Origin of the sequence: Tissierella pigra (genome assembly GCF_018917845.1) — a bacterium.
Classification (GTDB): domain Bacteria; phylum Bacillota; class Clostridia; order Tissierellales; family Tissierellaceae; genus Tissierella; species Tissierella pigra.
In genome coordinates this window covers 3,694,559-3,720,743 of sequence record NZ_JAHLPJ010000001.1, presented here as the reverse complement: position 1 = coordinate 3,720,743, position 26,185 = coordinate 3,694,559, and the positions used below count along the sequence as shown (strand labels likewise).

24 protein-coding genes, 4 tRNA genes and 1 pseudogene are annotated in these 26,185 nt (G+C 31.2%); 17 read left to right on the top strand and 12 right to left on the bottom strand.

Going from position 1 to position 26,185, the window contains the following annotated elements; genetic code table 11:
* Position 1: 1 nt before the first annotated feature.
* The 5 genes from tnpC to tnpA all read right to left on the bottom strand — a co-directional run bounded on the left by tnpC (position 2) and on the right by tnpA (position 4,593).
* A complete protein-coding gene (gene tnpC, locus KQI41_RS18025; RefSeq protein WP_244971094.1) occupies positions 2-1,576 on the bottom strand; it encodes an IS66 family transposase in 1,575 nt (524 codons plus the stop codon).
* 167 nt (positions 1,577-1,743) lie between these two features.
* Complete coding sequence (istB, locus tag KQI41_RS18020) at positions 1,744-2,532, bottom strand: IS21-like element helper ATPase IstB (protein WP_216584825.1); 789 nt, start codon at positions 2,530-2,532, stop codon at positions 1,744-1,746.
* The gene (gene istA / locus KQI41_RS18015; RefSeq protein ID WP_216584826.1) at positions 2,525-3,760 is read right to left on the bottom strand and encodes an IS21 family transposase; all 1,236 of its coding nucleotides are present in this window, start codon (positions 3,758-3,760) and stop codon (positions 2,525-2,527) included. The genes istB and istA overlap by 8 nt, the downstream gene beginning before the upstream one ends.
* 111 nt (positions 3,761-3,871) lie before the next feature.
* Positions 3,872-4,228, bottom strand: coding sequence for an IS66 family insertion sequence element accessory protein TnpB (gene tnpB / locus KQI41_RS18010; RefSeq protein ID WP_154443011.1), 357 nt, complete (start codon positions 4,226-4,228; stop codon positions 3,872-3,874).
* Positions 4,225-4,593, bottom strand: a complete 369-nt coding sequence (gene tnpA / locus KQI41_RS18005; RefSeq protein ID WP_216585088.1) for an IS66 family insertion sequence element accessory protein TnpA — start codon at positions 4,591-4,593, stop codon at positions 4,225-4,227. The genes tnpB and tnpA overlap by 4 nt, the downstream gene beginning before the upstream one ends.
* Before the next feature lie 316 nt (positions 4,594-4,909).
* On the opposite strand from tnpA, the pseudogene KQI41_RS18000 reads away from it, so the two are divergent.
* Positions 4,910-5,746, top strand: a pseudogene (locus KQI41_RS18000) (transposase); the annotation flags it as partial.
* A 508-nt stretch (positions 5,747-6,254) separates the two neighbouring features.
* Here the strand turns inward: KQI41_RS18000 and KQI41_RS17995 are convergent.
* The 3 genes from KQI41_RS17995 to KQI41_RS17985 form a co-directional block, all read right to left on the bottom strand.
* Positions 6,255-6,998, bottom strand: coding sequence for a hypothetical protein (locus KQI41_RS17995; RefSeq protein WP_154443014.1), 744 nt, complete (start codon positions 6,996-6,998; stop codon positions 6,255-6,257).
* A gap of 1,256 nt (positions 6,999-8,254) precedes the next feature.
* Positions 8,255-8,854: a response regulator transcription factor gene (locus tag KQI41_RS17990; RefSeq protein ID WP_154443015.1), complete on the bottom strand. Its 600-nt coding sequence runs from the start codon at positions 8,852-8,854 to the stop codon at positions 8,255-8,257.
* A 4-nt stretch (positions 8,855-8,858) separates the two neighbouring features.
* Positions 8,859-9,902, bottom strand: coding sequence for a sensor histidine kinase (locus KQI41_RS17985; RefSeq protein ID WP_154443016.1), 1,044 nt, complete (start codon positions 9,900-9,902; stop codon positions 8,859-8,861).
* Positions 9,903-10,116: 214 nt separating this feature from the next.
* Between KQI41_RS17985 and KQI41_RS17980 the strand changes: the two genes are divergently transcribed.
* The 6 genes from KQI41_RS17980 to KQI41_RS17955 all read left to right on the top strand — a co-directional run bounded on the left by KQI41_RS17980 (position 10,117) and on the right by KQI41_RS17955 (position 15,419).
* A complete protein-coding gene (locus tag KQI41_RS17980) occupies positions 10,117-11,049 on the top strand; it encodes an ABC transporter ATP-binding protein (RefSeq protein WP_154443017.1) in 933 nt (310 codons plus the stop codon).
* Between the two features lies 1 nt (position 11,050).
* The gene (locus tag KQI41_RS17975; RefSeq protein WP_154443018.1) at positions 11,051-12,106 is read left to right on the top strand and encodes an ABC transporter permease; all 1,056 of its coding nucleotides are present in this window, start codon (positions 11,051-11,053) and stop codon (positions 12,104-12,106) included.
* Entirely contained in the window at positions 12,093-13,217 is a 1,125-nt protein-coding gene (locus KQI41_RS17970; protein WP_154443019.1) for an ABC transporter permease, read from the top strand. The genes KQI41_RS17975 and KQI41_RS17970 overlap by 14 nt, the downstream gene beginning before the upstream one ends.
* 304 nt (positions 13,218-13,521) lie before the next feature.
* Positions 13,522-14,460, top strand: a complete 939-nt coding sequence (locus tag KQI41_RS17965) for a DDE-type integrase/transposase/recombinase (protein ID WP_216584566.1) — start codon at positions 13,522-13,524, stop codon at positions 14,458-14,460.
* Positions 14,461-14,674: 214 nt separating this feature from the next.
* Positions 14,675-14,751, top strand: a tRNA-Arg gene (locus tag KQI41_RS17960).
* 113 nt (positions 14,752-14,864) lie between these two features.
* The gene (locus tag KQI41_RS17955) at positions 14,865-15,419 is read left to right on the top strand and encodes a GyrI-like domain-containing protein (RefSeq protein ID WP_154441302.1); all 555 of its coding nucleotides are present in this window, start codon (positions 14,865-14,867) and stop codon (positions 15,417-15,419) included.
* 196 nt (positions 15,420-15,615) lie between these two features.
* Here KQI41_RS17955 and KQI41_RS17950 read toward each other — a convergent pair whose 3' ends face one another.
* Complete coding sequence (locus tag KQI41_RS17950) at positions 15,616-16,155, bottom strand: class I SAM-dependent methyltransferase (RefSeq protein WP_154441300.1); 540 nt, start codon at positions 16,153-16,155, stop codon at positions 15,616-15,618.
* 155 nt (positions 16,156-16,310) lie between these two features.
* Here KQI41_RS17950 and KQI41_RS17945 point away from each other — a divergent pair, with 155 nt between their 5' ends.
* The 8 genes from KQI41_RS17945 to KQI41_RS17910 all read left to right on the top strand — a co-directional run bounded on the left by KQI41_RS17945 (position 16,311) and on the right by KQI41_RS17910 (position 23,377).
* Positions 16,311-17,216, top strand: coding sequence for a helix-turn-helix transcriptional regulator (locus tag KQI41_RS17945; RefSeq protein ID WP_154441298.1), 906 nt, complete (start codon positions 16,311-16,313; stop codon positions 17,214-17,216).
* Between the two features lie 60 nt (positions 17,217-17,276).
* Positions 17,277-17,984: an AlkZ-related protein gene (locus KQI41_RS17940; RefSeq protein WP_216585878.1), complete on the top strand. Its 708-nt coding sequence runs from the start codon at positions 17,277-17,279 to the stop codon at positions 17,982-17,984.
* A 23-nt stretch (positions 17,985-18,007) separates the two neighbouring features.
* Positions 18,008-18,448, top strand: a complete 441-nt coding sequence (locus tag KQI41_RS17935) for a pyridoxamine 5'-phosphate oxidase family protein (protein WP_154441296.1) — start codon at positions 18,008-18,010, stop codon at positions 18,446-18,448.
* Between the two features lie 42 nt (positions 18,449-18,490).
* Positions 18,491-18,958, top strand: coding sequence for a GNAT family N-acetyltransferase (locus KQI41_RS17930; protein ID WP_154441294.1), 468 nt, complete (start codon positions 18,491-18,493; stop codon positions 18,956-18,958).
* Between the two features lie 206 nt (positions 18,959-19,164).
* The gene (locus tag KQI41_RS17925; protein ID WP_154441292.1) at positions 19,165-20,850 is read left to right on the top strand and encodes a [Fe-Fe] hydrogenase large subunit C-terminal domain-containing protein; all 1,686 of its coding nucleotides are present in this window, start codon (positions 19,165-19,167) and stop codon (positions 20,848-20,850) included.
* Between the two features lie 14 nt (positions 20,851-20,864).
* Complete coding sequence (locus tag KQI41_RS17920) at positions 20,865-22,031, top strand: SpoIIE family protein phosphatase (protein WP_154441290.1); 1,167 nt, start codon at positions 20,865-20,867, stop codon at positions 22,029-22,031.
* Between the two features lie 48 nt (positions 22,032-22,079).
* Complete coding sequence (gene tadA / locus KQI41_RS17915) at positions 22,080-22,532, top strand: tRNA adenosine(34) deaminase TadA (protein WP_154441288.1); 453 nt, start codon at positions 22,080-22,082, stop codon at positions 22,530-22,532.
* Between the two features lie 98 nt (positions 22,533-22,630).
* The gene (locus tag KQI41_RS17910) at positions 22,631-23,377 is read left to right on the top strand and encodes a GNAT family N-acetyltransferase (protein ID WP_154441286.1); all 747 of its coding nucleotides are present in this window, start codon (positions 22,631-22,633) and stop codon (positions 23,375-23,377) included.
* 237 nt (positions 23,378-23,614) lie between these two features.
* On the opposite strand, the gene KQI41_RS17905 is transcribed toward KQI41_RS17910, so the two are convergent.
* The 3 genes from KQI41_RS17905 to KQI41_RS17895 form a co-directional block, all read right to left on the bottom strand.
* Positions 23,615-23,690 (bottom strand) — tRNA-Thr (locus KQI41_RS17905).
* Between the two features lie 4 nt (positions 23,691-23,694).
* Positions 23,695-23,771: transfer RNA gene (locus KQI41_RS17900), tRNA-Asp, on the bottom strand.
* Between the two features lie 116 nt (positions 23,772-23,887).
* Positions 23,888-23,962: transfer RNA gene (locus KQI41_RS17895), tRNA-Glu, on the bottom strand.
* A 384-nt stretch (positions 23,963-24,346) separates the two neighbouring features.
* On the opposite strand from KQI41_RS17895, the gene KQI41_RS17890 reads away from it, so the two are divergent.
* Positions 24,347-25,144 carry an ABC transporter permease gene (locus tag KQI41_RS17890; protein WP_154441284.1) on the top strand — a complete coding sequence of 266 codons (798 nt, stop codon included), beginning with the start codon at positions 24,347-24,349 and terminating at the stop codon, positions 25,142-25,144.
* Between the two features lie 26 nt (positions 25,145-25,170).
* A complete protein-coding gene (locus KQI41_RS17885; RefSeq protein WP_154441282.1) occupies positions 25,171-26,172 on the top strand; it encodes an ABC transporter substrate-binding protein in 1,002 nt (333 codons plus the stop codon).
* Positions 26,173-26,185: the final 13 nt, after the last annotated feature.

The window sequence follows — 26,185 nt, the reverse complement described above, 5'->3', positions numbered from 1 at the left end:
ATTAAGCTTTACATGTTTTTTGAATAAGTTCAGCCCAAGGCATCATTAAATCTAAGATTTTGGGATTTGTTTTGAAATCAGATCCTGGCAATCTTGATAATACAAATTCTAAGTATTTATAGGGGTTTAGTCCATTGGCTTTTGCTGTTTCTACTAGTGTATATACACATGCACTTGCATTGGCTCCTTCAGGACTACCACAGAAGGTCCAATTCTTTCTACCTATGGTAAATGGGCGTATGCTGTTTTCTGCAATATTGTTGGAGATTACACAGTTTCCATCTTCTAAATAGGTTTCTAATTTTTCTTTGTGATTTAGGGCATATTGAAGAGCCTTCCCAATATTGGATTTAGGAAGTACTTTTTCATTTGAACTTTCTACCCATGACCAAAAGGCATCTAAAACTGGTTTTTCCTTTTCCAGACGCATCTTTTTCCTATCTTCTGGTGATAGACTTTTAAATTTTCTTTCCCAGTCGAATAACTGGTTGCAATATGCTATTCCTGTTGCAGGTAAGGTGGCTTCAGGACTTTCCATATCCTTAGGAAGAGCATCCTTGAAATATCTTCTGACATGTGCCCAGCATAGACAATGGTGAATATCTTTCACTTTACCATAACCAGTATAGCCGTCTGTATGTAGATATCCATTGAAACCTTTCAGGAAGTCCTTGGCATTGTCGCCTGTTCTACCTTTAGCATATTTAAATATTCTGATTCCATGTTTAGAATCGGTTGAGGTAGAGTAGACCCACATGTAGGATTTTGTGGTATTCTTTTTACCTTCTTCTCTAAATACTTGGACTGGGGTTTCATCGGCATGTAAGTATTTCTCCTTTAGGAGTTCTTCATGTAGTTTTTCTACTACTGGATTTAGCCATTCTTCTGATGTTTTTATGATCCAGTTAGATAAGGTTGCACGGCTTAATGGAAATCCCATCTGCTTCCAATCTTTTTCTTGACGATACAGTGGTACTGCTTGGACAAATTTCTGATACATTGTCCATGCTACGCTTGAAGCAGTAGCATAGGAATGTTGAAGTACAGGCTCTGGTGTAGATGGACTAAACATCCCAGGTCTGTTTTCTTTCTTACATGTTCTGCATTCATATGTTTCTTGGTATATATTAACTACAGATACTTCTGCTGGTACATATCTGATTTCTGATCTTACGAATTTATTACCTACAACGGAAAGTCTATTGCCATCTGTTGGGCATATTTGTTTCGATTCTTCTATTTTAAATACTTGGTCGTGGCTAGGTAAATCTTTAAATAGATCTTTTCTCTTGTATCCTTTTCTAGTTCTTTTAATTGGCTCTTCAAATGGAACTGGTTCTAGAACAGCTGGATCCATTTCGCTTTCTGCTTCATTGAATAAACCTAGTTCTATATCATTAATTACTAGCTGACCATCTATGGCAAAGGTTTTTTCTGTTTTTCTACCATAGAGTTTTTGTATTAGATATTCCATATTTTCATTAGATCTTTTCAACTCTTCTCTAAGAGCTTCTATGGTTTTATTCTGAGATTCAATTGTATCTTGTAGAGTTCGTATTAAAGAGTTTTCAGTCATTGGAATTTAGCCTTTCTTTCGAGCTTTTATTTAAGTATATTATACCATTTTCAGCAGTCAAAAACAAGAAAAAAGATGCATGAAATCACGTATTTTTCAATAGTTTCAAGCATTGTCAACGACAATCTAATTCTACATAAAAAAGTCATTTAAAAAGTGCAGAGAATTTATTTATTTAAAAGAGTATTTGTGATTTCTTTTCTAGAAGACATATACTCTTTTCTATCTTTTAATCTGTATGATTCTCCTTTAATATTAACTACCGTTGCGTGATGAAGTATTCTATCTAAAATAGCAGCCGCTATTGTATTATCTGAAAATACTTCACCCCACTGTGAAAATGACTTATTTGAAGTAAATATAGTTGAACACTTTTCATATCTTTTAGCTATTAGTTGGAAGAATAGGTTAGCCCCTTGAATATCCATAGGAAGATACCCTATTTCATCTATTATCAATAGCTTGTACTTAGCGTAATGTTTGAGTTTCTTTTGAAGTTGGTTTTCAAAGTGTGCCTTATTTAGTTCTGATATTAAGTCCTGACAACTAATATAATATGTTAAATGCCTATTCTTAGCTGCTGTGATACCTAATCCTATAGCTAAATGGGTCTTACCAACTCCAGGTGGTCCTAAGAACACCACATTTTCAGCATTATGCACAAACCTTAATGTAGATAATTCTTCAACTAATCGTTTATCAACTGAAGGTTGAAATTCAAATTCAAAGTCTTCCAAGGTTTTTCTATATGGAAAACCTGCTACATTTACCTGTATTTCTGAAGCTCTTGTGTCTTTAAATTTAGTTTCTTGATCTAAAAGATAGTCTAGTATATCTACTATATTGGTTTCTTCTTTTAAGGCTATTTCCAAATAGTTATCTATTATTTCATTTATTTTTGTTAGTTTTAGCTTTTCTAAGTTATTTTTAATTCTCTCATAAGCTACATTACTCACTTTTTCCCTCCTCATAAATTTCATCATATGTTGATAAATCTCTATCTTCTACATCAAAAGAGGGATTAACATTTGTTTTAATCAATGTATTTTTACCATATCTTTTTGGAGATACTATACCTATAGATTCATAATGCTCTTTTAAGACTATTAGTTTATTCCTATCAAAGCATGTGCTATGAGTTGATATTAATGAGCTATTATGATAAATTTTAACTAAGTTGTCTGTAGAGAATACTGAAACTTCTTTTCCTATATATTCTGGTGGGACAGAATATTTATTACCCTTAAAGGAAATCAAGCAGTCTTTCTCTACTTTTCTTTTTTCTTCAATACTTAAAACATATTCTCGATCGAATTTATTTAACTTTTCTTTTTGCAGCATTTCATAAGGAATTTTATTTGTAGTTCCGTGGACCTTTCTATTTATCTTTTCACACCAGGAGAGAGCTTCATTATTTAAATCTATTAGGTTAACAAATTTAATACCAGTAAAGAAGTTATCCCTTACATATCTGACTGTTCTTTCAATTTTACCCTTAGTCTGGCCTCGGTAAGGCCTACATAGTATAGGTTTTATTCCGTAAAATCCTGCAAAGTCCTCAAATAATGGATTTAACTTAGAATCTTCTTGCTTTATCATTCTTTTTACAACAACTTGCTTCATGTTGTCATAGAGTATATGCTCTGGATATCCATTAAAATATCTAAAAGCATTATTATGACATCTTATTAGAGTTTCTGTGCTCATCTCTGTAACAAATTCTATATATCGCATTCTCGAGTACCCTAAAATCATTAAAAAACAATACAGTTTATGTTCTCTTCCTAGTTCATCCATGAATGTTCCAAAATGAGCCCAATCAACTTGACCCTGTTTCCCAGGTAAAGTTTCGAATCTGACTGTAGCTTTTGTATTTAGCTCTTTCTTTTTAGTTCTAACATAGTTTTTAACTATACCAATTTTACCATCAAACCCTTGATCAGTTATTATTTCTAATATCCTTACAGCACTATATGGGGCTTCCTCTAGTAACTCATCTATCATAGGTTTAAAGTCATCTAACTTAGAAGGTTTATCTTTAGTTAATGTATATTTTGGCGTCTCAATAGCTGCTGCATACTTTTTAGCTGTTCTCCAATTGATATTATATTTTCTTGATATTTCTGAAATGGATAGCCCCTTAAGATAATCATTTCTTATATCCATCCAAAGTTCTCCTTTCATATTCACACCACCTATTATTTTTTATTCTTTAGGTAGTGTTCCCTCTTTGATTAAGAACTCTGTACTTTTTGATTACCTTTTATCTGTATTTTATCATTGTCCTTTACACATTTATATTATCATTTTATTATCTAACTTTTGAATTACTTTTTTCTGGTCTATTGTCAATCCTTCTATTAACCATCTATACTGCTGAGGACTAATTTCTCTAACATCTTCTGTAGTTCTTGGCCACTGAAAAACGCCATTTTCAAGTCGCTTGTATAAAAGAAGAAATCCGTCTCCTTCCCAAAGTATAGCTTTCATTCTATCTCTTTTCCCTCCACAAAAAAGGAACAATGCATTCTCAAATGGATTAAGTTTAAAGTTTTGGGATACTATCTGTGAGAGACCATCTATTGATTTTCTCATATCAGTTTTCCCACAGGCAATGTATATTTTTATATCATCAGGGAATTTTACTTTCATAGAACTCTAATTAAGTTAAGCAATTCTCCCAATGTATTTGGATCCGCCCCATTTAGAACTTCAATTTCATTTCCATTTGAACGAAGAATGGCACAAGTACCTTGGTTGTTAGGTTTAAATTCAGTGATGCTTGGTTTTACCTCCACAAATTGGGTTTTTCCTGTAACTGCCAGCGTCCCAGCTTTAATTAGAGATTCTTCTCTAATGACCCTCTGCCAATAGTAGAATTTACTTTTTGAAATATCATTCTCTCCGCACCATTGGCTAATGGATCGGCCACTTTGACTATGTTTTTTAATGATTTCAATCCATTGTGATCTTAGGATTTCATGCTTTGTGGTTTTCATAGTAGTAATATTAATCATCCTCCCTACACTTCTAATGTTGGCAAAATTATTTTGTGAACATTAAAAGTACCTTGTAGAGAATATTATCTCATGTTGTATAATACTTTTAAATCCATGAGATTATTAACCGCTTACGAAACAATATCTTTTAATTGACGAAAAAATTGAGGTTTCAATATTAGAAGAAATACTAGATTTTTTTATTAAAAAGAAAGATGAAGAAAATATAGAATTTGTGAATGGGAAAGGTAAAAGAAAAACTGAAATTCAAAGAATAGTAGAAAGTATTGAAGAATATATAGAAAAGCAGAATAAGTACGACGAATACAATGCTACATTTGATGGAAGAAATAGTTTTTCTAAAATAGATAAAGATGCTACATTTATGCATATGAAAGAAGATCATATGAGAAATTCACAATTGAAGCCAGGATACAATATGCAAATTGGAGTAGAAGGAGAATATATAGTAGGAGTAGATATTTCTAGTGAAAGATCTGACCAGCTGACATTTATTCCATTCTTAGAAAAACTTAATGAAAACCTAGCTGAAAAATATGAAAATGTAGTAGCAGATGCAGGATATGAAAGTGAAGAAAATTATGTTTACTTAGATAATAGTGAACAAAATTCATTTATAAAACCTCAATCATATGAAACAATGAAGAAAAGTAGTTTTAAATCCAATATAAGCAAACGAGAAAACATGGAATATAATAGTGAAAAAGATGAGTATCTTTGTCATAATAATAAAAGATTAAAATTTACTCATAAGATAAAAAGAAAATCAAAATCTGGATATGAGTCTGAAGTCAAGGTATATGAATGCGAAAGTTGTGATAGTTGCCAGTATAAATCTAAATGCACAAAAGCTAAAGGAAATAGGCAATTACAAGTTTCTGAGAAATTTATAGAAATGAGAAATAAATCTTTATCCAATATAACAAGTAAAGAGGGTATTTTGTTAAGAATGAACCGCTCAATTCAAGTTGAGGGTGCGTTTGGAGTATTAAAAGAGGATTATGGATTTAGAAGATTCCTAACTCGTGGGAAGAAGAACGTAAAAACTGAATTTATGCTCCTTTGCTTTGGATATGATATCAATAAGCTGCATAGTAAGATTCAAAATAACAAATGTGGTGTATCGTTTTATATGAAAGATGTAGCTTAAATTATTAAAATTTGATATTCATACTAAGAGATTTAACAAATCTCTATTTAAATATACCCAAAAATCAAAGCCATTAAAATTTTATTGTTTAAAACATTCAAATTTTAATGGCTTGCTTTAATTCAAATAGAAAAGGGGCTACCTTTTCAAATGGTTTTTTAAATCATTTTGAGACAGCCCCTTTTATTATCTAAATATGAGTTTAGTAATTGTAAGCATTTCATTATGTTGAAGCCTTATTTATTTTTTCTTAAAAAATAATAATATTATATTGAGCATAACAGCTGAAATTATCTCTCTTGCTATATTAAAAATCTTAATATTTATTTTCGATAAGTAGTTCCCAGTAAATACACCTAATATAACTGCAGTTATGGTAATCATTTGAAGTTTTATTCTATATTTTAAGATAAAATAGTCTTTAGTTTTTATTCCTTTCATAAATAGAGGTATATCAAAGATTATACTTATCAATACATAAATTAAGGATATTTTTAAATATTCCATATTACATATTTATGATCAAGCTACCATCATCATAAGATGTCCCTAGATATCCACCACTCTCATCATAAAAATAAGTGGTGCTATCATAATCATAACGAGGATAACGATATTTCCACCTTACAGTGGATTCGTAATATACTGTTTTCACATTTCTCATAACAATTTTTTCTGCTATTGTTCCAAGATAAGTACCTACGGCTCCGCCTGATATTGGCATACCGAGAGCACTACCAATGAGTCCTCCTATGAGCGTTCCCAATGCTTGAATTGTAGCAGATATAGTTGCATTTCCGATATAAGAGTCACCACTTCTTTTGGTAGTATGCCAATCATCATAAGCATTTATTCTTATACTTCCTTTTCCATTTTCTTCATTATAATTCAAGTCAAAACAATCAGATATATCATATGTTTCATATACCGTAATTCCATTTTCCGTAATTACTCTCAATATGCTATCATCTGAAATCTTTGATTCTATATATTTTTTATGCTCAAATTCATTTGTTTCTATATTTAGTTTATAAAAGTTAGATTCTACATTTTTTAAGTCCTCTGTCATATGCTCTACTATTTTATATAATCCATCATCTGTTTTTTGAGTATAAATCAAATTATAAATATCATCATTTAATATAGTGATATCTTTATTACTATATACTTCTATTTCTTGTGCGGTAGTAGATATAGGAACTAAAATAATAACCATTGCCAATATCAATGTAATAAATCTTTTGTTCTTCATTATAATATCCCCCCAGAATTTTATATTATTAGCTCGTTGCAGAATTCTATAACTCATATTAATACTATCTTTTCATATATTGAAATGGCTGGATTTTCCACATTTCTGTGTATATATTCATTGACAAGATGTATATAACTCAAAGAAAAAAAGAAAGGAAAATCTTATCCCAGTTTCAGCTAAATAATTAAACCTTTGTAATATTTATATTAGTTTTGATAAGTTTTACAATTAAAATGAAAGTAACTTACTTGACTTGCTAAACCAATTTACTAATATCAGTGATTTATTCCTTTTTATTTCTTGAATATATGTTATCATATGTTATCTGATTCTATTCTTAAGAATATTTTATCTATACCTTTTATTGACCTATTAATTTCTTTACTACATATATCGGCAGAAATGCGTAAGTCCTGTGGATTATTGATGGTACCTGATAAATCTTAATTTTCTATATTCAAGTTGAATCTTTTGATAATTTTAACGATTTATTTAACAATCTAGTTAATGTAACTGAAGAAATTTCTAAAAAAATTAATCTATTTTCAGCCTCTATTTTAATTACTGATATTACTGGGATTGAAGTTTATGTTACTGAGAATAATCCTAAGTTGCATCAATCTTAGCCTAAAAAAGCTAGAACATATACCAAGTTATTTGCTAAGAATAATTCTCATTCAACCTTTGATGTCGAAAAATATGCTCAAAGTCAAATGTCTAAATTAGCTTCTTCTGACTCTAATACAGATAACAATGGTAGCACATTTCACCAGACTTATCAGTTCGACCATATATTGTTTCTATACCCTGATAAATATCATCATAACAATGCTCACAAATTATCCCCGTAGAAAATCTTGCTTTTAGATTTTGAAACAGATTATTCGTGGATTTTACTGAGGGATTTCTTTGAAATGCTGGATCAAGTGACCTTGCATCAGAAGTAATACTGAAGATAAAAATAATTGACTATCCACACTCTATTCACCTCCGATTAATATCCATTAAATTAGTATAATTTGTTATGGAATAAAACTTATAATTAGAGTAATTTTAGATTTACAGGATATTATGATTTTCTTAATTACCATAATATTGACAGGGACATAACAAACTAATTTAAGTACATTGTATTATATGTACAAGTATATATCAATGTGTTTTTTCCGATATTATCTCCTATTTTTCGACATAAGCTTTTAGTGAAATATTAATGGATTATAAAGTATAGAGTTTAATTATAATTATCTACTTTACAATTTATAATAATAAATGGCAAGTTGTGTTCTATCCCTTAGGGATAGCTTTTCTAACATATTGGATATATAATTTCGTACAGTTCCTTCACTTAAAAATAACTTTTCAGCAATTTCCTTATTATTTAATCCCTCTGCAACTAAAAGTAAAATATCAAATTCCCTATCTGTTAAATCTATATCTATACTTTTTTTAGAATATTTTTGTATATTAGGGACTATCTTTGAATCGAAAACATGATTACCAGAGTGAACTGCATTTATGGCAGGGATAATCCCCCCAATATTTTGTTTTAATATATAACCCTTACAACCTAGAGAAATAGCAGATGATATATATTCATCATCTTGAAACGTAGTGATTAAGAGTATTTTAGCATTGGGATCTAGGTTCAATATTTTTTCAGTTGCTTCTATTCCATTCATTTTCTCCATTCGTATATCCATAAGAATTAAGTCTGGTCTATGTATTTCATAAAGTTTTACAGCCTCTATACCATCATGTCCCACAGCTAGCACCTCTATTCCACTGGCACTTACGATGGTTTTCAATGAATTCACTACTAAATAATCATCATCTATAATTATAACTTTCATCTAATCACCCTTTCATTAAAGTTAGGTGTATTTTAAATCCATTGTCAAATTCATAGTTTAAAAATCCCTTATATTTACTAGTTATTTCTTTCATGGAAAGTAAGCCAATTCCTTTATTATATAAGTTCTCGTTGTGATCAAATCTGTTGCCATTATCTTTTATTATAATAGAATAAAACTTAGGCTGACTCAAAAGACTTATACTAAGTTCTGTGGAATTAGAGTGTTTCACACAATTAGTAATGGCTTCCCTTACAATAGACAAAATATCAAATTTTAAATCATAGCTTAGATCGTTTTCAAGTTTATACATAAGTTTAACTTCTATATTAGGTATCTCTTTACAGAGGTTTTCTATTTTATTTTCTAAATCAAGAGATTCATTATATAAATTATGAATACTATTTCTAATATCATTCATTCCATTATTTAAAGTATCTTGAAGTAGATTTAAATTTCCCATCATTTCATCATTGGAGATTATTTTCAAGGCTTCAACTTGTAAAATACTGCTGCTTATGGCATGACCTATGGAATCATGAAGTTCCCTTGCAATACGATTTCTTTCTGTAAGTATGGCAATATGTATATTCTTTTCTCTATCTATTTTTAATTGTTCATTATATTTTTTTAAATAGATAGCGTCCTCTTTTAGTTCATCTCGTACTATTTTATTCTGATTTAAAAATGCAGTGAAATTATTTGTCATAGTTGAAAGATAAACTGATATGGAAGATACTGCTAGATTCATGAATGAAAAGTCTAGTAAGATTAAAGGAAATATGAGAAAAACATATAGATTAAAATCTAAATACATATTATACAGAATCAAAGGCAGATAGTATATAAATAAATGGTCATAAGTATAAAGTATTAGAAAGCTAAAATAAAGAATATTTCGTATTTTTCTAGACTTACACAAGTCTAATACTAAAGAAACAATTAAGGAAATAAGGAAGTATAATGCTAAATCTCTTGTTGAATTTATTTTATATGTATTATATAAACAAAAAAGAACTATAAATGATTTTTCTATAAATTTTCTCATAAAAATTCCCTTCTTTATTAAGGTTTCTGAAACAATTAATACTCTCTATATTTCAATTATACTAATATTCATTATATTATACAATTTATAACCAATAGGAAAGTTTTAATTTTTATAATATGACAAATGTCATACTATATTGTGATTCTAGACACTACAATGAAAAGTTGTAAATTCATATAATTAAATTAAGATGAAATATGGGGGGATTTATATGGTAGTAAAAGTAAAGAGTTTGGTAAAGAGATATAAGGAATTAATTGCCCTTGAGCATTTTGATATGGAAGTTGAAGAAGGGGAGATATTGGGACTTTTAGGTCCTAATGGCTGTGGCAAGACTACAGCAATAAACTGTATTCTATCATTATTGAGTTTTGATAAAGGTGAAATAGAGATATTTGGAAAGAAGATGACACCAAACTCCTATGATATTAAAAAGCAAATAGGAGTAGTTCCTCAAGAAGTTTCAGTTTTTGAAAATTTAACAGTAAGAGAAAATATAGATTATTTTTGTGGACTTTATGTAGGCAATAAGGCTATTAGAAAAGAATATGTAGAAGAAGCCATAGACTTTGTAGGATTAAAGGAATATACTAAATTTTATCCTAAAAAATTAAGTGGAGGACTTAAAAGAAGACTGAATATTGCTTGCGGAATAGTTCACAAGCCTAAATTAATTTTTTTAGATGAACCTACAGTTGCAGTAGATGCCCAAAGCAGAAACTTTATATTAGATGGAATAAAGAAATTAAATCAAGAAGGAAGTACTATTATATACACTACTCATTATTTAGAAGAAGCAGAAATGCTTTGTAAGAGAATTATAATCATGGATAATGGCAAAAATTTGGTTTCAGGAACTAATGAGGAGTTAAAGGCTATGATAACAACCACTGAAAAAATAGTAGTTGGCTTCTCATCTATTGAAGATAAAGAGATTCAGAAGATCAAAAATATTCCTCATGTAATAGATATAGAAAAAAGAGAAGATGATTATATAATAAAGTTTGAAAATGGACTAAATAATTTATCAAATCTATTGGAATTTATAAAAGAAAATAACCTTACCTATACAAAATTATATAGCCAGTTACCAACACTAAATGATGTATTTTTAGAGTTAACAGGGAAGGAGCTTAGGGATTGATATGAAAAGTATATTTAGAAATTGTATGTATCAAGGAAAAAACTTATATAGAGACAAATCTTTTCTTTTCTGGACTTTAATATATCCAATTATAATGGCAATATTTTTCTATACAGCCTTTAATGGAATGATAAATATACAATTAGAAAATATTGATATAGGAATAAGTTCTGAAAATCCTATTGCATTTATATTGGAAGAAATTGAAATAGTGAAGGTTCATAAAATCTTAGAGGATGAAATAAATGAAAAATTAGAGAATGAAGAAATTCAAGGATTTGTAGACAATGATTTAAATCTATTAGTGAAAAAATCAGGGGTAAATCAGACTATAATCAAAGAAATATTGGATCAGATTAAACAGATGGGAAGTTTAAATGTGCCTATGGAAAAATTTGATTTTACAGTAAACTATATTTCAAAAACAAATCAAAAAGCAGATGTTGTAATTATAATATTCTATTCACTAATTGCAATGGTTTCTGCATATGGAATTTTTCCTGGAATTGTAACAGTGATTTTGATTCAAGCAAATCTGACTAATGTAGGCAAGAGAATAAATATAACACCTCTCAGAAAGAACGAATTTCTATTGGCAGGTATTATAGTCTCATTAATCTTAAATTTGCTTTCAAACGGTCTATTATTGATTTTTATAAAATATATCTTAAAAATTAATTTGTTTACGGAGATAAAGTACAGTACAGTGTTTATAATAATGGGAAACTTATTTGGAGTAGCCCTTGGAATGTTTATTGGAGCTTCCAATAAACAAAATGAAAATACGAAAACAATTATAGGGATTATGATTACTTTAGTTTTATCGGCTTTATCGGGAATGATGTCACCTAATATAAAGATTGAGCTTGATAAAAGTATTCCAGTATTAGGAAGGATAAATCCAATCGCCATAATAACTAATAATCTTTATAGGATAAATCTGTTAGGAAGCACTAAAAGTGTAAGTGAAGGCATCATTGTCTTATCAATTTATTGTGTAGCTTTAATCAGTATATCCTATGTATTTTTAAGGAGGAAGACCTATGACAGTATATAAGTATTTCATTAAAATAGCACTAAAAAACAAGGGTGTTATTCTCTCATATACTATAATATTCTTTATTCTATCAATATTAAATGGTAGTAGCAATGCTCAAAGGGAAATCAGCTTCACAGAAACAAAGTTTATTATTGGAATAGTTGATAACAGCAATAGTGAAATATCTAGGAACTTAACAGATTATCTAGGAAAGAAGAATAAAATAACATTCATGGATGCAGATGAAGATTATATTAAGGAGCAGGTGTTTCTTCAAGTAGTAGATGCAGTAATCATCATTCCAGAGGATTTTAATGAAAGGATAGTGAATAAAAAAAATGCTATTGAATTATTTAGAGATGATAGGAATATAGCATCTTATCAAATTGAAAATCAAATCAATAAATTTATTTCCTTTGCCAATGCAACTTATGAAAATGGAGAGTTTGATTTACTCAATGTAGGTTCAGCCTTAGATAAAAGCGTAGATGTAAATCTAATTGAATCTGAAGATAATGTAAATCAAAAAGTAAATACGTGGTTTAAATTTTACTTCAATTTTGTCTCATATATAATAATGGCTTTATATATTGCTGTAATAGGATATGTTATGACGGAGTTTATAGATGAAGAAATTGAAAATAGAAGAAAGGTATCTTCAATAAGGTTTTTGAAGTTCAATAAGGAAATATATCTAGGACAATTGACTATAGCTTCACTTATAACTATGATATTTATTATGGGAAGTATGATTTTAAGGGGAAAATATATTGGTGAAGTAGATTTCCTAAAATATGTAGTCAATACAATAGTATTTTCATTTTCAGCTTTATGCCTTGTATTTTTAATCAATAATATAACACATAATAAATATATTATATCTGGTGTAAGTACAGTACTGTCTCTTGGAACTTCATTTATATCAGGAGTAATGGTACCTCAGCAATTTTTAGGAGAAAAGGTATTGACAATAGCCAAGTTTTTCCCGACATATTACTTTGTAAAGATAAATGAAATGAATATAAATTCATTCTTAGATGTAAAATATGAAATCTTTATGCAGCTACTATTTGCCATAGTATTTTTATTAATGGGACTATATTTTTCCAAAACAAAGCAAAAGGTATAGTGTAATTTGAAAATTTGTGTTAAGAAATAAAGTAAATCCTTATAAACATTGTTTATAAGGATTTACTTTATTTTAAACTTAGTATATTATCTAAACAAATCATAATAAATCTAAATAAAATATCTAAAATTTATAGCAATTTAGTTAAAGAAATATCCTACTCCTGCTATTTAGGGAATCCAAATATTCTGGATTTGTTCTGATATGAGACAATACATTTGTGACAAGTAAATATGAAAAAAGGAAAGACCTCTGATATAATGTTGTTTACCATAACAAACAAAAATCGGAGGGATCTTTCCTTATGAAAACAATTATAACAGAAGAGATGAGATTTCGTCAAAGGGTAGTTAAATATGCAATTAAACATGATAATAATGCTAAGGCAGCTAGAAAATACCATACCAGCCGTCAGCAAGTTCAACGCTGGAGAAAAAGATATGATGGTGATGTAAAATCCTTGGCCAATAGAAGTACAAGACCAAAGTCACATCCTAATCAACATACTCAAGAAGAGTTAGATTTAATAAGATATAAGCATCGATACCATCAGCATGAAGGTTATGCACAGATATATCGTAAGTTAAGAGATGCAGGGTATAAAAGAACCTATGATTCTATGTGTAGACAGATAAGAAAAATGAAATTAAATGTAGCAAAGAAAAGAGTGAGCTATCCTAAATCTAACTATCATAAAAACCTTGCTACTTATCCAGGGGAAAGAGTACAAATAGATGTAAAGTATGTTCCAAATGAATGTATTGGCTTTGCAAGTAATCATAGCAGATACTACCAAATAACAGCTATTGATGAATATTCAAGAAAGAGATATTTAGAATTAGTTAATGAACTTAGCACATATAGTACATCTAACTTTTTAACACGATTAGAAGATAAATTAGGATTTAAAGTTGAATTGGTTCAAACTGATAATGGAATCGAATTTGTTAATGATCAAGATATTACAAATAAGAAAACTAGATTTGAAAAGTATTTAGAAAAGCTAGATATAAAACACAAACGTATTCGTCCATATTCACCATGGCAAAATGGTATAGTAGAGCGTAGTCATAGGATAGATAATGAATTATTCTACAGCAGAAGACGGTTTAGTAGCTATAAAGAAATGGAGAAGTCATTTAGAAGATATAGTAACAAATACAATAACATAGCAAGGAAAATTCTTAACTTTAAGACGCCAAATGAAATAGTTGAGGAGTACTTCTCTAAAAATGCTGCTTAAGATGGTATTACTAATAATTATTTAATCAAGGATCGCTATCGCTTTCCTCCTTGACAAAATAATTACTAGCAATTTAAGAAAACCACAGCATTATTCAGAGAAAATTTTTCAGAGGTCTGTGTCACATATGTTTGACTTCTCTGAATCCAAATATTCTGGATTTGTTCATCCTTGACATCTATCCATAGATATTATAAAATATATAGGTAAATATGTTCCCGTAGCTCAGTAGGATAGAGCGTTCGCCTCCTAAGCGAAAGGCCGCACGTTCGATTCGTGTCGGGAACGCCAAATGAACCTGTCGAAGAAAGTCAAAGTCTACGATTTGCAAGCGTAGATTGCTTTTTCGGCAGGTTTTGCTATAATGAGATTGTTAATAGTATTTATATTAGGCGGTGTGAGAGATGAAAAAGATAAAGAATCATAACCTGGGATTTGATGTTTATCATTTTTCAAAAAAGGCATTTAGCATGATGGGATTTTCAAAATTTGTAAAAGATGAGAAAGAAGTGCCGTTTTTTTGGCAGGAATTAGCGGACGACGGACGACTTGATTGCCTCCGTTCGGCTTCCATGTTGCCTCCTGTTTTATTTGGATGTGGCTCTTGGGACGAGGAATGTCCAGAGGGTACATTTCGGTATACTGCTTGCATAGAAGAAACTGAATTGGTTGATTTAACTGTTTTTGAGGGACATGAAACGTTTTCCATGAAAGCTGCTGAGTCAGAATGGATTTGTTTTGAATTGGAACAAGATGAATTGCTTCACAGTTGGGATGATGGTCATGGTGCGGAAAAGCCTTATATTTGGATTGACTCTCTGGGATATTCGTTTAACGATGAAGTTGGTTTTCATTTGGATGTGATCTTTATCGCAAAAAATGAAATATACGTTCCCAAAGATTCTACGAATAAAAATCGAATTGTTCAGTTTTGGATGCCAGTTCTCCCAAAGGTTTAGTTGCACCGAATAAGCACATTATTCATCTAGCATCTTTTTCACAGTACCCTATAAGAAATATCGTCAAAAGAAGTCGAATGATTTTATATTCGACTTCTTTCTTTTTATACGATATAATGCAGATAATTTATATAATGTGCAGGTGGTGTAGTATGGCAATTGAGTTAATATCTGAATGCAACAAAAATCACACTCTTTACTTGATTAAAGTAAAAATTGATATATAAAAATTCTGTCCCAGTTCAAAATAGTTGATTTTATTGAAGTCATGTTTTTGCAGTAGGTCGTCAATTTGTTCGGGGCTTAATCTACTTTGGACAGGTGGACCTATAGGAGTCTGGCGTTTATGAAATTCAATAATACCTAAGATGCCATTTATATTCAGAATTCGCTTGATTTCATCTGCCATACCATCCATGTCCTTCAATTCGTGAAAAACAGTAGAAACTAAAGCTATATCACAAGAGGATGAAGGTACATCCTGAACATGGTTTTTAATTATAACATTATCTGCATTTTGTTCTCCTTTTTTCATATTTAATATTTCAAGCATTGCAGTAGATATATCCACTGCATATATATTAGATGTAGTTAATTTAGATGCAGAAAATGTAAAGATTCCTGTTCCTGCACCGATATCACAAAAAGAATTTCCATCTTTAAGATTGAGGATTTTAAGTGTTTCTAATGGATTTAGTTCTTTTATACGTTGAGGATTTTCCAACTTATGTTCCATATATTTAAACTCTCCTTTCTAGATTAAGTATAACAGCTGTTATTACATTAATATACCCCCTGTCAGTATATATTAATATACTAATATATTTAATATTAGTCAAGAAATTTAGTTGAGATTTCATATGTTATAATGGTAATAGGAGGTGGAAATCCATGAAGATTGATCGTTTACTTGGAATACTGACAATTTTACTTCAGAATGATAGAGTAACAGCTCCCTATCTTGCTGAGAAATTTGAAGTTACTCGACGTACCATTGGAAGAGATATTGATACTCTTTGTCAGTCGGGGATACCTATTATTACATATCAAGGTAGTGGTGGTGGTATTTCTATTGCAGAAGGCTTCAAGATTGATAAAAGTATTCTGACTGCTGATGAGCTTTTGGGAATTATTGCAGGACTTAAAGGTCTTGGAAGTGTATCAGACAGGTGTTATATTGAAAAAACCTTAAATAAATTATCTGCCAATAAAGATATGATCCTATCTCTACGAGAACCTATTGTAATCGACCTTGCTTCTCATTACAAAGGTAGTCTAACAGAAAAGATTGAACTTATTAAACAGGCTATTCACGACCATAGACTAATTGAATTTGACTATTATTATGAAAAGGGTATTACCCATCGTTGTATTGAACCATACTTTATAATTTTCCAGTGGACGGCATGGTATATATTTGGCTTTTGCCAAGAGCGAAAGGACTGGAGATTATTTAAGATGATGCGATTATGGGATTTACATATTTGTGACGAAACTTATATTCCTCGTGAAATTCCACCTGAAAAGAGAGACTTCAATGACCATCTACCTGATGATAAAAAGCTAGTAGCTCTATTTGATCCATCAGTACGCTATCAGCTTATTGAAACATATGGACTTCATTGTTATACAGAAACTAAAGAAGGTTTGCTTCGTCTTGAAGTTGGCTATACAAATATGGACTTCACCATATCATGGATTCTAGGATTTGGAGATAAGGTAAGGGTAATTGAACCTGTTGATATGGCAGAACATATAAAAAGAATTGCTGTTAATATTTTGGAACAATATAAATAAACAAGACATAATGTTGTCCTGTTTAATATGATATAATTTTTTAAAAAGGAGGGATTGAGATTGAATAGCAGAGAAATAAAAGGTTATGGAGATTTCGTTAGTACATTATTGGATGTAGGCTTTTCCATGGGCGGTGGAAATAGTGAAGGTATTTTTTCAGTAATTCCATGGAATTGGAAGGAGGTACCTCCTTACGAGACACCAGTTTCTTGGCATACAGGAAATCCAGAAACTGACCCTTGGGAGTGGCGTATTCGGGTGTTAGATGAACGTAAGGATATTGCTTATTCAAAATTATTCTTCAAGAAAAGTGGATATATTACCAAGGAATGGGCTCCTTATTTTCTTGCTGTTCGGAGAGAAAATAGGACTTTTGATGAGGAATACTCGGAAGGTACAATCAGTAACACTGCAAAACGTATTTATGATGCTATTATTGAAAATGGAACCTTGCCCTTACATGGAATAAAGCAGTTGGCAGGCTTTGGGAAAGAGGAGAAATCTCAATTTGATAGAGCTTTGACAGAGTTGCAAATGAAAATGTATTTGACCATGTGTGGAAGACAGCAGAAGATATCTCAAAAAGGAATGGAATATGGATGGTCTTCAACTGTATTTTGTACAACTGAGAATTTTTGGGATGAAGATGTATTTGAGAAAGCAGCAGAAATTGAGAAGGATGAGGCAATTGAAAAAATAAAAGAGCGTGTTTTTATGCTTAATCCTAATGGAGAGGTAAAAAAGATTTTGAAATTTATTAAGGGCTAAAAAATTATTACGGAGGTGACAAAATGAGTAAAGAGATTATTGAAAAAGCAGGAGAAATTATTGATAAGAATACAGCTCATAATTTATTGGAAGGCTCAGAGCCTTATTGTGTTCTTGCACTTATTGACAAGGATGGTTATCCTACTGCTTCAACTATTACGGCATCAAAGTCTGATGGAATTAATTGGATCACATTTTGTACTGGGCTTAAAAGCAACAAGGCAAAGCGTATAGAACACTGTAATCGTGCCAGCCTATGCTTTAATAGAGATGGTGCATATAATATAACCTTAGTAGGAACTATTGAGATTGTAACAGATTCAGCTGTGAAGGAGGAAATGTGGTATCCAGGAATGGGACAACATTTTAAGGGTTCTGATGACCCAGAATATTGTGTTCTGCGTTTTAAGACCAATCGATATAATCTTTTAGTTGATTGGCAGGAAGCAGAGGGAGTATTGTAAAGAAATATGAATTTTTAGAATAAATTGAGATGGAGAGATTATATGAGCTTAATTACTGAAATGACAAAAGATTTTGCTGAAAATATTTCAAATTGGATCTATGAAGAACCCTATTCTATATATAGTTTAGAAAACAATCTAGAAACCATTCTTGAGCTTATGGGTGGGGATTATTATGTTTTTATAGATGATGAAAATCAATTATTTGGGTACTTTTGTTTTGGTAAATCCGCACAAATACCAACTAATGACTATATATATTCTGAAGAAGTATTGGATATTGGATTGGGTATGAAGCCAATTTTATGTGGAAGGGGATTAGGATATACATTTTTAAATACTGGGATGGACTTTGCTAAAAAGCAATTCAAAGCTGAAAAATACCGACTAACAGTTGCTTCCTTCAATAAACGAGCAGTTAGTTTATATGAAAAAGCTGGTTTTATAATATTAAAGACTATTAATCATTCTAAGTCTGGAGATGAATTCTATATAATGGTTAAAGAATAAAAGGATTGAACAACATTATTTTTACATTTTAAGCGTACTTTGAAGGGATTTTCATTATCTTGACAGTATAGATATATACTGTTATTATTATAACAAACAGTTGATTTAATATAGAAATATAAAGAATGAAATTAAGATTTTTCTTTTATTCAGTAATAAGTTTTCATAATTAAATTAAATAAACTATCTCAAAGTAGGCGAATTATATGGCAATTTTAAGTTTTAAAGAAATTGAATGTATGGATTGTTATAAATGTATCAGGTATTGTCCTGTTAAATCTATAACTGTTAAAAATGGACGAGCACAAATCATTGAATCAGAATGTATTTTATGCGGAACATGTACTGTTATTTGTCCCCAAAATGCAAAGGAGGACAGTAATGATATTCCTAAAATTTTGGAATTGCTTAGTGAAGGACGTGAGATTGTGGCAACAGTAGCACCTTCGTGGATTACTGCATATCCAAAGGCGTCATTTAAAAGCTTTTCTGATGCACTGATTAATCTTGGATTTTCACATATTGCTGAAACAGCAGAGGGTGCATATGTTGTAAAAAGTCAGTATGAAAAATTAATCAAAGATAAATGGAACGACGTGATCATATCCTCTTGTTGTACTACAATAAATCTATATATTGAACATCATTTTCCTGAGGCTTTGGATTTCTTGGCTCCAATAATATCTCCTATGCAGGTAAGTGCTAATAAGTTAAAAGAGCTATATCCTAATGCTATAGTGGTATTTATTGGTCCATGTATTTCTAAGAAAGCAGAATGTGGTGAAAATGGAGCAGATTATGTAATCACCTTTGATGAGCTTGAAGGATGGTTTAGAAATTCTAGTATAGAACCTAAAGAAGATGATTTAGTGTCTATGCCAAAACTATCTCGTTCCTTTCCATATAGTGGAGGTATATCAGATAGTATGGTAAAGGAAAGTGAATTTCAATATATGGCAGTTGATGGGATTGAAAATTGTATAAATGCGTTGCAGGAAGTGGTTTCAGGTAATCTGAAAGGATATTTTATAGAAATGAGTGCTTGTACTGGTAGCTGTATAGGAGGGCCATCTTTTCAAAAAAGTCAACATAGGCAGATTTTGGCGAAAACATTGGTTAAGAAGCAAGCAGTAGATGAAAGTGGAGATAATACTGATTTTGATGTGAAAGCTGATTTTCCATTAAAACGAAAATTTTTCGATAAAAAAGTAATTTGTATGCCTCCTACAGAGTGGCAACTATCTGCAATATTAAAGAAGATGGGAAAGAATACTATGGAAGATGAACTAAATTGTGGTTCATGCGGTTATTCAAGCTGTCGAGAAAAGGCTATGGCTATTTATCAGAACAAAGCGGATATCAATATGTGCCTACCCTTTATGAAAGCCCGTACAGAATCCTTTGCAGATAAGGTTATAGAGTCATCTCCTAATCTTATACTGGCTGTGGATATTGATATGTGTGTTATAATGATTAACAATGCTACTTGTAAAGCTTTTCATCTATCTTCACCTAAGGACATTCTCGGCTCTCCTGTTTCACGTATATTGGATGAGTATAATTTTGTTGATTTGATTGCAAGTGGAGAAGAGAGGATAAGCAGAAATATATACGTTGCTGAATACGGTCTATATCTGGAGCAGACTCTTATATATGATAAGGCAAATAGTATAATAAGTTGTGTAATGAAGGATATTACTCAGCTCCGTATGGAGAAAAATAGGATTCGTCAGGCAAAGATGAATTCAGCCAATATGGCTGATGAAATTGTGGAGGCTCAGTTACGGACAGTACATGAGATAGCATCTCTTTTAGGGGAAACAGCTGCAAAAACTAAGTTGGCAATAATGGACTTGAAAAAAACAATACTTATGGATGACGAGATTTTTTAGGATAGGTGGCTAATATGCTTGATTATGTACTAGATTTTGCAAAGCTAAGCTATAATAAATATACAGAAAGTATTTGTGGAGACTTTTATTATAAAGAAACTACAGAGGATGGAACCACTGTAGTTCTTTCTGATGGTTTGGGAAGCGGAGTAAAGGCAAATATACTGGCAACATTAACTTCTCAAATATTAGGTACATTGCTTTCAGGAGGTATGATTTTAGAGGATGCTATTTTTACTACAGTGCAGACATTACCTATTTGCAGAGAACGAAAGCTTGCATATGCTACATTTGTCGCTGCAAGAATACAGAAATATAAGGTATACCTGACACAATTTGATAACCCTCCTGCTATACTTCTTCGAGGAGGAAAATATGTGAAACATGAAGCTACACGTTTTTTCATTCAAGAGAAAGAGATTTGGGAAAGTACTATACCTTTGTATTTTGATGATATGCTTTTTCTAATGACAGATGGAGTTACAAATGCAGGATTAGATAGTGGGTTTGGAGAAGGTTTAGGACATGATGAAGTTGTAAGACTTTTGGAGCAATGGTATAGATCAGGAGTTTCGGCGGCACTGCTAGGAGCACGTTTAATGAATGCCTGCTTGAGCCTTTATGATGGAAAACCTAAGGATGACACTACGATTTTGACATTGCAGCTTCGAGAACGAAAAGCTGTAAATATTATAATTGGACCTCCTGAAAATCCCGCTGAAGATCATAAGATATTGAATATGTTCTTTGGAAAAAAAGGAAAACATGTTGTATGTGGAGGAAGTACAGCCAATATGGTTGCTAAATTTTTAAAAAGGCCTATTATATCTATAGATAATACCTCATCTGAAAGTATACCTGCCATGTCAAAAATAGAAGGGGTAGATTTAGTAACAGAGGGTATCATTACCTTGAGAAATATTCCTAAGCTTATACGTGAATATGAAGAAAATGCTATTATTTTACTTGAACTGGAAAAGAGAAAAGATGGTGTAGCTATGTTGGCACGTATGTTAATTGAGGATGCAACGGATATAAATATATATTTAGGAAATGCTGTAAATGACAGCCATCAAGATGGAGAATCGGGAATTGATATGGTGTCAAAATTAAAACTTGTACAGAATATAGGAGAAAATCTTGAAAAGATAGGCAAGAAGGTAAAGATTAGTATGTGCTGATATGTAAATGAAAAGCATATCTAAATTTAGCAATGTAAGGTGATATTGATGGATATTTTATATATGAGAGAAGCTTTGAAAGAAGCAGAAAAAGCTTACAGCATCTATGAAGTACCTGTAGGTGCTGTTGTTGTTTACGAAGGAGAAATAATTGGTAGGGGATATAATCAAAGGGAAACTTTAAATGATCCGACAGCCCATGCTGAAATCCTTGCAATCAAAGAGGCAAGTAAGCATCTTGATGCTTGGAGGCTGCTTAATTGCACTATGTATGTGACTTTAGAACCTTGTGCAATGTGTGCAGGAGCAATAGTTAATGCCAGAATAGGAAGACTGGTTATGGGAACTAGAGATCCTAAGAGAGGTTGCTGCGGAACTGTAGAAGACTTAACTAATCACCCTAAATTCAATCATAGATTAGAAGTAGAATTTGGTGTATTGGAGGATGAATGCAGTAGCATAATCTCGGACTTTTTTAGAGAGCTTAGGGAAAATAAATAGATCTCAATAAAGAATTGATTGCTTTTTAAATGTCATTATTATGATATTTCTTGAGAAGAGTTAAAGTAGGCATGTAAATATAAGGGGGATATAAGAGTATGTATACAAAATCTGAAATACTTAGTATTGCAAAAACACAACTGGCACTTGATTATAATTGTCAGATTTCAGACTTTAAAAAAGAGGAAAATATAATTACTGAAAACAAGCTCCTAGAGGGAAGGCGTATCAATGAAAGTGATGGATGCTTCCTAAAGATAATTACTATCGGTGGTAAGGCAATAATTTGTGCTGATGAGAAAATAAGACCTTGGATTGAAGAGAAAATATTAAAGAAAAATGCACTTTGGTTGTTTGATTACGGTAATCTTAGGATGATAGATAATAAATTAAGAGAATTTGGCCATGAAATTGATGAGATGCCCCATTTTTATCTACCAAACCCTGTTACCTGTGAGATAAAGCCTATGACTACAATAAAGTGGTTTGAAAAGGAAGAGATATTACAATTTAAAGATGATAGTAGGTTTGAGCAAGCTTTTGTTTTTGATGAGAATTATCCAGATGTTCTTGGAGTTGCTGCTTACGATGGTGACAATATCATGGGGATGGCAGGATCTAGTGAAGACAGTAAAACTTTATATCAAATTGGTATTGATGTGCTACCTGAATATAGAGGAAAAGGTATTGGTACAAATTTGGTTGCATTATTAAAGCAGGAGCTTTTAAAGCGTGGAAAGATACCTTTTTATGGGACATCAGTATCTAATATTAATTCTAAGAATGTTGCAATAAATGCTGGCTTTTTTCCAGTATGGGCAGAGGTATATTCAAAAAAATTATAGTCCTAAGAAGATATGTTATGTTATAGATTATTCAATACACTATCTTAGTGATTATATAAAAAGTGTGGGATTTGCTAGAATTGAAGTGATTACAACAATACATGGAATGTTCCTTATGATTTTTTATATAAAACACAAAAATGACACCGTATTTGAAATATTTATTTCAAATACGGTGTCATTTTATTTTGATAAAACGCTTAAAGCCCTTGATTATCAAGGGCTTTAAGATAAGTTTGGAGCTGGCGAGAGGAATTGAACCCCCAACCTACTGATTACAAGTCAGTTGCTCTGCCGATTGAGCTACGCCAGCATAATGGCGACCTGGAAGGGACTCGAACCCTCGACCTCCAGCGTGACAGGCTGGCATTCTAACCAACTGAACTACCAGGCCATTATATTTTACAGCCTCGAAACTCAAATCTATTTACTCGTTACACCCGTATAGATTTGGTTCTCGTTGCATTTGACCTACATCAACTTAACTTAGTTCGCTGTGTTAGGTCATAATGGTGACCCCACCGGGATTCGAACCCGGGTTACCGCCGTGAAAGGGCGATGTCTTAACCGCTTGACCATGGGGCCATATGAGTCGTCTAAAGACAACCTTCTTAATATTAACATGGATTATTATATTTGTCAAACATATTTTTATATTTTATTATTTAACTTTTTAAAATGATAATGTAACTCGTTGTGCTAGTTAAAATTTACAAATATAAAAACTCCAGCAATTATGTTAATCTATCATTAATACTGACAAATAAATTACTCCAACATACATTAAACAACGCCACAATATCAAGGCTACCTAAAATTATATTATTAAAAAAGATAATAGCAATTTAATTGCTATTATCTTTTTTAATAACACTTCAATATCTTATAGTGATAGATTATTATATGTATACAGCGTGATGTTATTGACAATACTCGACAATTTTGGATCAAGATGAAAGGATGGTGATTATGGAGAAGAGAAAAAATAATCTTATAGTTATCACAAGGATATTGATTGTTATTCTATTTATATCTTTCTGGGAAATTGCTGCTAAATTAAAGCTCTATAATGCTTTTTTTACAAGTTATCCAAGTGAGATTATTTTAGATTTAAAACAATTTTTTTTAAGTGGAGACTTAGTAAAACATACATCTATAACCTTACGTGAAGCACTTGCTGGATTATTTTATGGTACTATTATAGGAATTTTTGTTGGACTATTATTTGGACAAGTACAATCATTAGGTAAAATTTTTTTACCGATAATTACAGCTATTCATGGTGTACCTCAACTTACACTAGCACCAGTATATATATTATGGTTTGGACTGGGTCTAACATCAAAGATATTTCTTGCAGCATTAATGGTCTTTTTCAATGTTTTTTTCTCTACTTATGCAGGTATTCAAAATGTAGAACCCAAGCTCATTGAATCCGCGAACTTACTAGGTGCAGGAACGATACAAACAATATACCATGTCGTGTTACCATCTAGTATGCCTTGGATAATAGCTGGCATTCGTAATGGTGTAGGGGCTTCTTTAATTGGTGCAATCATTGGAGAATTTATGGGGGCTTCGGCAGGGTTTGGATGGATGATTGCTTATGCGTCATCATATTTTAAAATTGCTCGTGTTATGTCATGTATTTTTATTTTATTAATAGTAGGTATTATTCTTAATTTTATTCTTGATAAGATTGAAGCATATTTACTGCGTTGGAGAGCAGTTACAAGATTATCTCTACATCATGAAAAAAATACATAAAATCTAATTAAATAAGGAGGCAGAATATGAAAAAATCAATAATTATCGTACTTTTAATTTGTTTAGTAGCTGGAGTATTTACTGGATGCACATCAAAAGGTGTTTATAATGATTCTGATCTTACAAAAATTGTAATATCAGAAATGAGAGGAGAGTCTTGGATTCCTGTATATGCAGCTGAAATGTTAGGCTACTTTAAAGAAGAGGGTTTAGATACTGAATGGGTTGTTTTTAAAGATGGGCCAATAGCTTTCCAAGGAATGCATGCAGGAGATTCACAATTTTGTATGTTATCTACTGAGCCGGTACTTCGTGCTTTTGAAGAGGGCTTAGAGTCTAAGATTGTTATTTCAACAGTAAAGAATAAACAATATATTTTTGCTGGAAATTCTGAAATAACAAGCGTTGAACAATTAAGAGGTAAGACGATTTTTGCTGGTATGCCAGGTTCTGCTCCTTATTCATTTGTTCTTTCTGTTTTAGAAGAAGCGGGACTTTCTGAAAATGATGTTGAATGGATAAATATGGAGTATGGAGCTGCTTTGGTTGCACTTGAGCAAGGAAGTATAGCTGCATCATTTTTTGATGGAATTCATATTAATGAACTTAAAAATCTAAATGCCAATATTTTAATTAATACCTCGGATCCTATACAGCATGAGGCACTTTATGGTTCTAAGTACTATGAATCACAAATGGTCACAGTTACTAAGGAGTTTGCAGAAAAAAATCCTGAAACAGTTCAAAAATTTGTAAATGCTGTTATAAAAGCTATGGCATGGCAATCAGAGCATACTGATGAAGAACTTGCGAAATTAGTTTCTCCTATGTTTGAAGGTAAAGATTTAGTTGAAATTGTTGGCATATTGAGAGGGTCACTTTCTAACGATGGTTTCTTTTCCGAAGAAGGCTATAATGCAATCGAAGGTTTTTGCTTAGAACAAGGAATTATTGAAAACCCTATTGGATATGAAAATGTAATTGATATGTCTTATGTGAATAATGCAATAAAATCATTAGAGAAATAAAATTCTTTCAAAA